At 39.3% G+C, this 12,520-nt stretch carries 6 protein-coding genes, 1 tRNA gene and 1 rRNA gene; all 8 read left to right on the top strand.

What is annotated here, in order from left to right:
• Positions 1–26: 26 nt before the first annotated feature.
• The 8 genes from gyrB (at position 27) to G7084_RS00750 (ending at position 12,291) form a co-directional block, all read left to right on the top strand.
• The gene (gene gyrB / locus G7084_RS00785; protein WP_425508985.1) at positions 27–2,003 is read left to right on the top strand and encodes a DNA topoisomerase (ATP-hydrolyzing) subunit B; all 1,977 of its coding nucleotides are present in this window, start codon (positions 27–29) and stop codon (positions 2,001–2,003) included.
• A gap of 36 nt (positions 2,004–2,039) precedes the next feature.
• Positions 2,040–4,598: a DNA gyrase subunit A gene (gene gyrA, locus G7084_RS00780; RefSeq protein ID WP_166009145.1), complete on the top strand. Its 2,559-nt coding sequence runs from the start codon at positions 2,040–2,042 to the stop codon at positions 4,596–4,598.
• Between the two features lie 319 nt (positions 4,599–4,917).
• Entirely contained in the window at positions 4,918–7,122 is a 2,205-nt protein-coding gene (locus tag G7084_RS00775; RefSeq protein WP_425508984.1) for an LTA synthase family protein, read from the top strand.
• A 256-nt stretch (positions 7,123–7,378) separates the two neighbouring features.
• Positions 7,379–7,849 carry a MerR family transcriptional regulator gene (locus G7084_RS00770; protein WP_166009143.1) on the top strand — a complete coding sequence of 157 codons (471 nt, stop codon included), beginning with the start codon at positions 7,379–7,381 and terminating at the stop codon, positions 7,847–7,849.
• Between the two features lie 2 nt (positions 7,850–7,851).
• Positions 7,852–9,111 (top strand): hydroxymethylglutaryl-CoA reductase, degradative, encoded by a 1,260-nt coding sequence (locus G7084_RS00765; protein WP_166009141.1) that lies wholly within the window; start codon positions 7,852–7,854, stop codon positions 9,109–9,111.
• Positions 9,108–10,064, top strand: coding sequence for an IpaB/EvcA family protein (locus G7084_RS00760; protein ID WP_166009139.1), 957 nt, complete (start codon positions 9,108–9,110; stop codon positions 10,062–10,064). Before G7084_RS00765 ends, G7084_RS00760 begins: the two co-directional genes overlap by 4 nt.
• Positions 10,065–10,560: 496 nt before the next feature.
• Positions 10,561–12,141, top strand: a 16S ribosomal RNA gene (locus G7084_RS00755).
• Between the two features lie 77 nt (positions 12,142–12,218).
• Positions 12,219–12,291: transfer RNA gene (locus G7084_RS00750), tRNA-Ala, on the top strand.
• Positions 12,292–12,520 lie beyond the last annotated feature (229 nt).

Below are 12,520 nucleotides of genomic sequence, written 5' to 3'. Positions count from 1 at the left end.
TAGTTTATGTGAGAGGAGTTTAAAAAATGGCTGATGAAGAACAATTAACATCAATCAATTCAGATGAAGTGGGGGTTATGCATACCAATGCTGATGATTATGACGCAAGTCAAATTGAAGTACTTGAGGGACTTGAAGCGGTCCGTAAGCGACCTGGAATGTATATTGGAACAACTTCTAGTCAAGGACTCCATCATTTAGTGTGGGAAATTGTCGATAATGGAATTGATGAAGCAATGGCTGGCTTTGCGAACCATGTGACGGTCACAATTGAAGCTGACAATTCAGTAACGGTGACTGATAATGGGCGAGGAATTCCAGTCGATGTTCAACAGAAGACTGGAAAGTCAGCATTGGAAACCGTCTTTACAGTCCTTCATGCTGGTGGGAAATTTGATGGCGGTGGTTATAAAGTTTCCGGTGGGTTGCACGGCGTGGGAGCCTCAGTGGTAAACGCACTTTCAACGCGGCTAGATGCAGTCGTTGTGCGGGACGGTAAGGGTTACCAAATGACCTTTGAACGTGGGCGAACAACCCAGACGATTACCGAAATTTCAGCAGAAGGAATGGGGATTGAGCGTGGTACCATCGTACATTTCGTTCCAGATGCTGATATTTTCCAAGAGACGACGGTTTTTGATGCGAAAATCTTAATGGATCGAGTCCGTGAACTTGCATTTTTGAACAAAGGCTTGCGGATTTCATTTACAGATAAGCGCACAGATGAAATCAAAACTGAGACCTTTTATTATGAAGGTGGTTTGAAAGAATACGTTAAATTCTTAAACCGGAATAAAACGGTCTTATTTGATGATCCCGTGTATGTTGAGGGAACTGAAAATAATATTGAAGTTGAGGTTGCCTTACAATATACCGATGATTATCGGTCAAATGTCTTACTTTCATTTACGAATAATATTAATACCTGGGAAGGTGGAACACACGAAACTGGGTTTAAAACCGCAATGACACGGGTTATTAATGATTACGCACGTCAAAACAATCTCTTAAAAGAGAGTGATGACACGTTAACGATTGATGATTTACGTGAAGGATTAACGGCCATTGTTTCAGTTAAGCATCCAGATCCATTGTTTGAAGGACAAACAAAAGCTAAATTAGGTAGCTCAGATGCACGAACTGCTGTTTACCGCATGTTCAATGAAACTTTTAAACGATTTATGTATGAAAATCCAGTGGTTGCTAAGCAAATCGTTGAGAAAGGACTTTCTGCTAAAAAAGCTCGAATGGCTGCCAAGCGGGCACGTGAGGAATCACGTAAAAAAACTGGGCTAGAAATTTCTAACCTACCTGGAAAGTTGGCAAACAATACCTCAAAAGATCCCGCTATCTCAGAATTATTTATTGTTGAGGGAGACTCTGCCGGTGGTTCTGCTAAGCAGGGACGCGAACGTTTGACGCAAGCTATTTTGCCAATTCGGGGTAAAATTTTGAATGTTGAAAAGGCGCAGATGAAGACGATCTTAGCCAATGAAGAAATTCGTTCATTATTTACGGCAATGGGGACTGGTTTTGGTGAAGAGTTTAACATTGAAAAGGTTAATTATCATAAATTAATTATTATGACCGATGCCGATGTGGACGGAGCTCATATCAGAACTTTGCTATTAACATTAATCTATCGATATATGCGCCCCCTTTTAGAAGCTGGATTTGTTTATATTGCACAACCACCTTTGTATCAAGTTCGCCAGGGGAAGTTTGTTCAATACTTGGATACTGATCAAGAATTGAATAACTTATTACCCACTTTGCCAGCTAGTCCTAAGCCAGTCGTTCAGCGGTATAAGGGACTTGGTGAAATGGATGCCGAACAACTTTGGGAAACAACGATGGATCCAAATCAACGTCGAATGCTACGAGTTGAATTGGATGATGCTGAAGAAGCAGACCAAGTCTTTAGTATGTTGATGGGTGATAAGGTTGAGCCACGACGTGAATTTATTGAAGAAAATGCGCGTTATGCGGAACTAGATGTTTAATTTTAATCGTGAACTGATGATTGAAAGGAGTCAAAAATGACCGAAGAAGTAACACAAGATGACGGGCGGATTAGTAATACCCCGTTAGGCGCGCAAATGAAGAATTCATTTTTGAATTATGCTATGTCAGTTATCGTGGCACGAGCATTGCCGGATGTACGTGACGGATTAAAGCCGGTTCATCGCCGAATTTTATATGGAATGCATGAATTAGGTGTCACACCTGATAAACAGCATAAGAAATCAGCTCGAATCGTTGGGGATGTTATGGGTAAATATCATCCACACGGGGATTCCGCAATCTATGAAGCCATGGTGCGAATGGCACAAGATTTCAGTTATCGGAATATGCTAGTTGATGGTCACGGTAATTTTGGATCAATTGATGGTGATCCAGCCGCCGCTATGCGATATACTGAGGCACGATTGTCAAAGATTGCTGTTGAGATGCTCCGTGATATTAATAAAGATACGATTGATTTTATTGATAATTATGATGGATCTGATCGTGAACCAACGGTCTTACCTGCCCGTTTTCCGAATCTATTAGTTAATGGGGCAACTGGAATTGCCGTTGGAATGACAACTAATATCCCACCGCATAATCTAGGTGAAGTGATTAATGGGTTACATATGTTGATGAAAAATCCAGAGATTACAACGACTGAATTGATGGAAGCTATTCCTGGTCCTGATTTCCCAACTGGAGCCATTGTGATGGGAAAAGCTGGAATTAGGCGCGCCTATGAAACCGGTCAAGGTAAGGTTACCGTGCGAGCGAAGGTTGAAATTGAAACCGACAAAGGTGGCCGGGAAAAGATCGTGGTGACTGAGTTACCATACATGGTGAACAAAGCTCGTTTGATTCAAAGAATTGTTGAACTTGCCCGAGACAAGCGGGTTGAGGGAATTGCGGGAGCCAATGATGAATCTGATCGTGAAGGCTATCGAATTGCGATTGATGTAAGACGTGATGCCTCAGCATCTGTTGTTTTGAACAATTTGTATAAGAATACCCTGTTACAAACTACGTATAATTTTAATATGCTGGCTGTTAAAAATGGTGAGCCAAAGTTAATGGGACTTAAGGAAATTTTAGTTTCATACTTAGAACATCAGCAAAATGTTTTACGACGTCGAACTCAATTTGAATTGAAGAAGGCCGAGGCACGTGCCCATATCTTAGAAGGATTACGAATTGCGCTTGATCATATTGATGCTATTATTTCAATTATTCGCAATTCTAAAACGGCTGAAATTGCAAAAGATCGTTTAATCAATGAATATTCACTTTCTGATAAACAATCACAAGCAATCTTAGATATGCGTTTGGTACGCTTGACTGGTTTGGAACGGGATAAAATTGAAGGTGAATATCAAACCTTGATGGCCCAAATTGCTGATTTGAAGGATATTTTAGCTAATCAAGAACGCTTAGATCAAATTATCTATGAAGAATTGCTTGAAATTCAAGCTAAACATGGAGATGATCGCCGAACCGAATTGCAAATTGGAGATGTCACTAATCTTGAAGATGAAGATCTAATTGAAGAAGAAGAGATCGTGGTTACCCTTACCAATGGTGGGTATATTAAGCGCGTGCCAACTTCTGAATTTAGAGCGCAAAATCGTGGTGGACGTGGCGTGCAAGGAATGGGACTCAATGATGATGATTATATTGACCAATTGATTGGAACTTCAACCCACGACATGTTGCTATTCTTTACTAGTTTAGGTAAAGTTTATCGGATGAAGGGGTATGAGATCCCAGAGTACGGGCGAACGGCAAAAGGAATCCCAGTTATTAATCTACTTGGAAAGTTAGATGATAATGAACAGGTCACAAAAATTATTAATGTTCGAGGTGATACAGCCGCTTCAAACGATTATCTCTTCTTTGTGACGCAACAAGGAGTCGTTAAGCGTACACCAGTTGCTGAATTTGGTAATATTCGAACGAATGGATTAAAGGCATTAACACTACATGAAGATGATGAATTGATTGCCGTCTTGACTAGTGATGGTGAACAAGAAATCTTTATTGGAACTCACGATGGTTATTCAGTTTCATTTAGTGAGACAAATGTACGTTCCATGGGGCGTTCAGCCGCCGGAGTGCGTGGAATTCGTTTACGTGAAGGTGACTATGTCGTTGGTGCGGATGTCCGACATACTGGCGATGAAGTCTTAATAATTACTGAAAATGGTTACGGAAAACGGACTTCAGTGACAGAGTATCCAGTTAAGGGACGTGGTGGTAAAGGAATCAAGACAGCTAATATCACTGATAAAAATGGTTCATTGGTTGGAATTTCAATCGTAGCTGGAAATGAAGACGTAATGCTGACAACTGATCAAGGGGTGATGATTCGTTTCACTGTTGATTCTGTTTCACAAACGGGTCGTGCTACGCAAGGAGTTCGTTTGATGCGTTTGGGTGATGAAACTAAGGTTGCCACCTTTGCTAAAATGGATCCAGAAGAAGAAGTCGGTGAAAAACCGATGCCAGGAGTTTCTTCACCAATTGAAACCGATGATGTTGCTGCTACTGATGCGGTTAATAAGTTATTAGATCGGGCAGAAACAGACCAGTAGTTCTAATTCTAAGATTGCGATTAAAAATTATAAAAATGAAGCGAAGCCGGTGCTTTCAACGAAGATTCATTCTTAGTTGGGACAGTTAAGTAATGGGCAAATTACTTAGACGGCTTCTTTTTTAAGCCAAAGTTTTGGTAAATGTTATATAATTAGACGGTTATCAAAAATTTTGAATTAAGTTCAAAGATTGAAAGAAAGTAATTTAAATGATTCATGATAAATTTAATTTTGAATTCTATTTAAAAATAAGTCTATTAACAAAAAATGTTTTTTGACTGTAGTTAGAGTTTGATCAACTGACCATTTGGTGATTCTAATGATCCAATGGGTTGAAGGAGGAGGAGTTTTGAGACATTATGGCCGATTTGATTGGGTAAAGTCGCGACTTGGTTTTATTATTCTATTAGTATTTCTTTTTTGGCTAAAGAGTATGATGGCCTATATAATGGATTTTCACTTATTTAGTGGAGCAAGCATTATTCAAATTATTACAATTATTATTAATCCGCTACCACTGCCATTATTATTTATTGGGTTAGCTTTTTATTTCAGGAAGAGTCGTTACTTCTATCCGATTGCGATCTTTATGGCCTTTCTAAACACTTTGTTGCTGTATTTAAATGTCATTTATTATCGTGAATTTACTGATTTTATGTCAGTATCAACTATGTTGGGGTATAACAAAGTTAATCAAGGATTGAGTGCTTCAGGATTAGCATTAGCTAACATTCATGATTTATTTTTCTGGCTAGACTTTGTGATTATTATTGGTCTATTTTTATTTAAAAAAATAAAACCGGACCACGAGATACCAACTAAATTTATGAGTTTCGCCTTTTCAACGTTAGGTATTTTTCTCTTTATGCTGACCCTAACTTTGGGTGAGATTGATCGTCCCCAATTAATTGGTCGACAATTTGATTCAAATTATATGGTTAAATATTTGGGAATTGATGCATTCACGATTTCTGATGGGGTGCGATTGAGAAATATTAGCCATGAGCGTAATTCCGTAAAAAAGACAGACGTTCAAAAGGCTTTGGATTATATTGATAAACATAATTTATCCGATGTTACAAAATATCAAGGTGTTGCCAAAGGTAAAAATGTTTTTGTGATTCATTTAGAATCTTTCCAACAATTTGTGATTGACTTACAAGTCAATGGGCAAGAAGTGACGCCTTTTATCAATAGCTTGTATCATTCTGATTCAACCCTTAGTTTTAATAATTTCTTTAATCAGGTCGGACAAGGAAAAACTTCTGATGCCGAAAATATGTTGGAAACAGGTACTTTTGGGTTACCATCAGGTTCATTATTTGCTTCCCACGGTTCTGATCAAACATTTCAGGCGATGCCGGCCATTCTACATCAAAACCAAGATTACTCTTCCGCTGTTTTTCATGGGAATAATGCCAGTTTTTGGAATCGGAATAATGTCTATAAAAATATGGGCTATCAATATTTCTTTGATGCTAGCTATTATGATACGTCTGGTGATAAGGCGATGGGTTACGGATTGAAGGACAAACTGTTGTTTAATGATTCAATTAAATATTTAGAGCGTCTTCAACAACCCTTCTATGCTAAATATATAACTGTCACTAATCATTTCCCATATACGCTTGATGATCGTGATAAGGACTCTAACTTCCAAACGACTAGCACAGATTCAGATGTGGTTAATGGGTATTTTGAAACTAATCATTATTTGGATCAATCAATTCAAGAATTTTATAATTACTTAGATAAATCAGGCTTAGCTGATAATTCAATGATCGTTTTGTATGGAGATCATTACGGTATCTCTAATTCTGAAAATAAGAGTTTAGCTCCAGTGATCGGAAAGTCGGCTGAAGATTGGACTGATTGGGATAATCAACAGCTTCAAAGAGTACCGTTCATGATTAATATGCCGGGATGGCATGGTGGAGGAATTGATGAAACTTATGGTGGCGAGGTCGATGTCATGCCAACATTACTTCGAATCTTGGGTGTCAATAAGGCCGAACAATATGTTAATGTTGGGCAAAATCTATTAAATCCAAAAAAGGAACAGATTGTCGCATTCCGAAATAATAATTGGACAACTCCTAAATACAGTCGAGCGGGTGATACAATTTATGACCATGAGGGGAAAGCCATTGAGACGTTAACGGCCAAACAGCAAAGCCAGGTTGATAAGATTCAAGCTAAAGTTGATAAACAATTATCAGTTTCTGATTCGATTAACCAAAAGGATTTGCTTCGCTTTTATACCCCTAAGAAGTTCCAAAAGATTCAGGCCCAAAAATATAATTATGCGCATGGACTTGGTAAGCTAGAAAATTTGTCTGTTAAACTAGGCGACAAGGCGACGGACCTCTATCATCAACATGGTGATACTAGTACAGTTGATCTATACCAAACAGATGCACCGGAGAAATCTGAACCCCATTCTGATACTTCAAGGATTACGCAACAAAATCCTGATGATGTAGATAAACATGATGCGGGATTGGATAATGAACCGAATCCATAGAACAATATGAAAGAAGTTGGAAAAATAGTGAGTTATTGAGTTAGATGATGAAGTCTAGCTCGCAGTTCTTACTAGATTCACTAGCTTCTTTTTATTTAGTTTCGTAAATACGTTATAATTACTGTTGGATGCTAATTTTTTAAAAATTAATAAATAATACTTACCGATTTATTTTTTTGATAGAATTGATAAGGGATTTTAAACTTCAAGTATATTTACCAAAATAAAAATTAAAGGGGACACAGGAGAAAATTAGATGAAATATTTATTTAAAAAAGAATATTTAAAATTTGGATTTAATATGTCCCAATACGTATTTAGAATTGGTGAAATTGAGTCGATGTCTGGGATTTCGGCGCGACAATTAAGATATTGGGAAAGTAAGGGAATTATTGAGCCGTTAGAGCGGCCAGATGAACAGTCTGGTCGAGTTTATCCCTTTAAAATGTTTATGAAAATTATGATGATCAAAACTTTTTTGGATCAGGGAAATACTTTGAAAAATGCAGTTATGCATGTAGACGAGACACAACGATTCATGCGGGCAACTCATAATATTCTTGCGAGTGCTGTCCATGGTCTAGTGTATGAAGATGACACAGTTTTTATTGATTTGGGTGACTTTGATGCAGAAGGACGGCAACGACTATTAGCCTATCAAGAAAATTCGGGCGAAGATGAAAAAGTGAGTTATCGGTTAGTTGATAAAGCAGATTTGGAGGAGTAGGAATGGGTAAGTGGTCAGGTTTTTACCATTTGGATCAAGCCAACCGAATGAAACTACTACAATCTAGCTATCAATTTGACCAAACGGAAGTAGCTTTAATTCAAAAACACTATGATTCAATTGGTGAGACACAGATTGAAAATTATATTTATAACTTTGGTATTCCAACCGGACTATTATTTGATCTAAAAGTTAATCAGCAAAATTGGGTGGTGCCGATGACGACTGAAGAGCCAAGTGTGATTGCGGCTGCTAATCATGGTGCCAAAATGATTGCAACGGGAAGTGGAGTAAAGACTACCCGAAAAAAAAGGCTGATGATGGGACAAATTATCTTAACGAACGTTGATGATTGGGATAATTTACAAAATTTTATTGAAATTAATCAGATAGAAATTTTGGCAGTTGCTAACGCAGCGCATCCGTCAATGCTGAAACGAGGTGGTGGTGCCAAGCAAGTAATATGTAACTCCCTAGGCAATCAAACGATGGAGCTAAACATATTAATTGATCCCAAAGCCGCAATGGGAGCCAACCTAACAAATACGATGGTTGAAGCCGTCGCTGATTTTTTGCGTGCAGCAGGATACCAAGTATTAATGGCGATATTGTCTAATAATGCAAAATATGCGCTCACTAAAGCACAAGTTATGATCCCCGTTGAAGCTTTAGTTGGTAAGTTAGATATAGATGGGCTGACTATTGCGCATAAAATTGAACAAGCCAGTCAGATTGAGCAAATTTCAGTTAATCGTGCGGTCACAGCAAATAAGGGAATTATGAATGGCATTGAAGCTGTTGTATTAGCAAGTGGAAATGATACGCGGAGTGTTAGTGCCGCCGTACATGCTTTTGCGGCTGATCAGGGCCGATATCGAGGTTTGATAAACTGGACTGTTCAAAATGATCAATTGGTTGGAACCACTGTTATGCCAATTTTAGTTGGGATGGTTGGTGGATCGATTGGAATCGTCCCTCTGGTACAATTGAATCATAAAATTATGAATCACCCGAGCGTTGAAGAATTAACTGATATAATGGTGGCGGTGGGGATGGCTCAGAATTTAGCTGCTTTGCGTTCATTGGTAACAGAAGGAATTCAGCGGGGGCATATGGCTTTGCAGGCCAAAACGTTGGCAGTCCAAGTTGGTGCAAAAGGTGACGAGGTTGTGTCTCTGACAGATTTACTTAAGCAGAGTTCGATTAAAGACAGCCAACATGCTAGTAAACTATTACAACAAATAAGAGGGGAAAAAAAATGAGCTTTTCAAAAGATACCCAACAATTGTTAGAACAATTGAATGCGATCTATCCGGGATCAATCGTTTTACGAACATCAGGATCTAAGACCAATACAATTTTACCCGAACATGTGACGACTGATGCACTGGGTAGTCGTTTAATGATTGAAGTTAATGACTTAACGGCCCCTGATTTTGAAGCGACCCGTGAAATGTTGAAAATGCTTTTGACTTTAAATGGATATCCACAAGTTTATTTTCAACTACGAACAAAGGAAGCCAAAGTTGATGAACAATTAATGATTATGATGACGTATTTATATCAACCAGCATTAAATACCATAATCTATCGAGAGCAGGCTCAACATGGACAGTTAACTGATGCGATAGTATCCGCCTATATAAATGGGGTTTTGAAGACTTTAACCCCAGAAGATGGGCAAAATAATGAAGCCGCACTCCGGTTATTAACTTTAATTGACGCTAAAGTGTTCTTATCCAATGTTAATGGGGACGTGACTGAAATTGTCGCTGACCTAAATAATAAATTTCCAGTGGCATGGGCTGCTGCGGAATCATTATATGATCAAATGGTAGTTGACCGCATAAAAGATCCATTTACGGTTGCTCAAGCGATTCAAACGTTATTTAAGGGATTTGATGCACAAATGTTAGCATGGGAACTACCAGAATTACATGCGCAAGAATTTACAACGGTAACCCCGGTCTTATCACAGAAGCAATTAGAACAACCAATTTCAAGCAATTATGGAATTCGACATGTTGATTTGTATCAATTTGGAGATGAAGATAATCAGAATGCAGTCTTTATTGGTGAAGATAAGCTATCAGGACAAAATAGCTTTATTTTAAAAGCTCCGGGAAAAGATACCGCAGCATTTTTTAAAGAAATCTATGCGTTACCAACAAAAGAATTATTTGATCAACTAAAGCAACCCTATACAACATACTGAAAGAAAATTAATATTTACGATAATGATGATTAGTTGCTCCATTTATAATGGTAACTAATCTTTTTATTTTAAATAATTACTTTAGGAAAACATGATATAGCTGGTTAGTTGAAGGCTTTAATTGGTGGTGAAGCTTGATTTAATCAGCTTTTGATATTTAATATAAAAAACTTTTCAAAAACTATTGACGAAAACTGTTTTTGCTAGTAATATTAATAAACGTTGTTGGAAGACAACAAACAAACAAGTTTCAAACTAATTAAATTAGTTGTTGACATTAAATCAGCTGCTTGTTATACTAATTAAGTTGTCTCGTAAGAGGTCAGCGAGTAGAACATTGAAAACTAAATAACGTTTCGATGAAACAAATGTGCAGGTGTGTCTCATATTTATAATATGGTAGATACAAACATTTGCGAAGTCAATTTCGCTAGTAAATTCGTTTAACATCTGTTAAACAACAAAAAAAGATTGAGTTATACTCAAGCTTCAATTTTAAATTGAGAGTTTGATCCTGGCTCAGGATGAACGCTGGCGGCGTGCCTAATACATGCAAGTCGAACGCACTGTGGTTGAAATGATATGAAGAACTTGTTCAGATTTGATTTTCAACATTGCAGTGAGTGGCGAACGGGTGAGTAACACGTGGGAAACCTACCTCTTAGCAGGGGATAACATTTGGAAACAAATGCTAATACCGTATAACAATTAAAACCGCATGGTTTTGATTTAAAAGATGGTTCTGCTATCACTAAGAGATGGTCCCGCGGTGCATTAGTTAGTTGGTGAGGTAATGGCTCACCAAGACGATGATGCATAGCCGAGTTGAGAGACTGATCGGCCACAATGGGACTGAGACACGGCCCATACTCCTACGGGAGGCAGCAGTAGGGAATCTTCCACAATGGACGAAAGTCTGATGGAGCAACGCCGCGTGTGTGATGAAGGGTTTCGGCTCGTAAAACACTGTTGTAAGAGAAGAATGACACTGAGAGTAACTGTTCAGTGTGTGACGGTATCTTACCAGAAAGGAACGGCTAAATACGTGCCAGCAGCCGCGGTAATACGTATGTTCCAAGCGTTATCCGGATTTATTGGGCGTAAAGCGAGCGCAGACGGTTATTTAAGTCTGAAGTGAAAGCCCTCGGCTCAACCGAGGAATTGCTTTGGAAACTGGATAACTTGAGTGCAGTAGAGGAAAGTGGAACTCCATGTGTAGCGGTGAAATGCGTAGATATATGGAAGAACACCAGTGGCGAAGGCGGCTTTCTGGACTGTAACTGACGTTGAGGCTCGAAAGTGTGGGTAGCAAACAGGATTAGATACCCTGGTAGTCCACACCGTAAACGATGAGTGCTAGTTGTTCGAGGGTTTCCGCCCTTGAGTGACGAAGCTAACGCATTAAGCACTCCGCCTGGGGAGTACGACCGCAAGGTTGAAACTCAAAGGAATTGACGGGGACCCGCACAAGCGGTGGAGCATGTGGTTTAATTCGAAGCAACGCGAAGAACCTTACCAGGTCTTGACATCCTTTGACCACTCCAGAGATGGAACTTTCCCTTCGGGGACAAAGTGACAGGTGGTGCATGGTTGTCGTCAGCTCGTGTCGTGAGATGTTGGGTTAAGTCCCGCAACGAGCGCAACCCTTATTGTTAGTTGCCAGCATTCAGTTGGGCACTCTAGCAAGACTGCCGGTGACAAACCGGAGGAAGGCGGGGATGACGTCAAATCATCATGCCCCTTATGACCTGGGCTACACACGTGCTACAATGGCAAGTACAACGAGTCGCCAACCCGCGAGGGTGCGCAAATCTCTTAAAGCTTGTCTCAGTTCGGACTGTAGGCTGCAACTCGCCTACACGAAGTCGGAATCGCTAGTAATCGCGGATCAGCACGCCGCGGTGAATACGTTCCCGGGTCTTGTACACACCGCCCGTCACACCATGAGAGTTTGTAACACCCAAAGTCGGTGAGGTAACCTTTTATTAGGAGCCAGCCGCCTAAGGTGGGACAGATGATTAGGGTGAAGTCGTAACAAGGTAGCCGTAGGAGAACCTGCGGCTGGATCACCTCCTTTCTAAGGAAAATCGGAAACCTGCATCTTCGTTGAAACGTTATTTAGTTTTGAGTGTTCTACACTCAATTTAATTTATTGGGGAATTAGCTCAGCTGGGAGAGCACCTGCTTTGCAAGCAGGGGGTCAGCGGTTCGATCCCGCTATTCTCCATTAACACTTCGGTGTTAAATTAGTTCTTTGAAAACTGAATCATATATATAAATTTTAAAAATTTCAATTTTATTGAATACAATATAAATTGAACCGAGTAAATCAAGGGTTGATCATCGCAATGATGATTGACAGTGAATTACACCGCGTTATTTTTTGAGTTTTTTAATTAGTTCATCACGATATTTATATCGTGGTAATCGCAAGCGACCGTAAGGTCGCATACTCA

It is taken from the genome of Weissella coleopterorum (assembly GCF_011304355.1).
GTDB lineage: Bacteria > Bacillota > Bacilli > Lactobacillales > Lactobacillaceae > Weissella > Weissella coleopterorum.
This window is presented reverse-complemented; position numbering and strand designations above follow the sequence as displayed.

Excerpts from the sequence above, each read along its gene's own strand:
- gyrA (WP_166009145.1), top strand. The coding sequence starts at position 2,040 with ATGACCGAAGAAGTAACACAAGATGACGGGCGGATTAGTAATACCCCG.
- gyrB (WP_425508985.1), top strand. The coding sequence starts at position 27 with ATGGCTGATGAAGAACAATTAACATCAATCAATTCAGATGAAGTGGGG.
- G7084_RS00760 (WP_166009139.1), top strand. The coding sequence starts at position 9,108 with ATGAGCTTTTCAAAAGATACCCAACAATTGTTAGAACAATTGAATGCG.
- G7084_RS00765 (WP_166009141.1), top strand. The coding sequence starts at position 7,852 with ATGGGTAAGTGGTCAGGTTTTTACCATTTGGATCAAGCCAACCGAATG.
- G7084_RS00775 (WP_425508984.1), top strand. The coding sequence starts at position 4,918 with ATGATCCAATGGGTTGAAGGAGGAGGAGTTTTGAGACATTATGGCCGA.
- G7084_RS00770 (WP_166009143.1), top strand. The coding sequence starts at position 7,379 with ATGAAATATTTATTTAAAAAAGAATATTTAAAATTTGGATTTAATATG.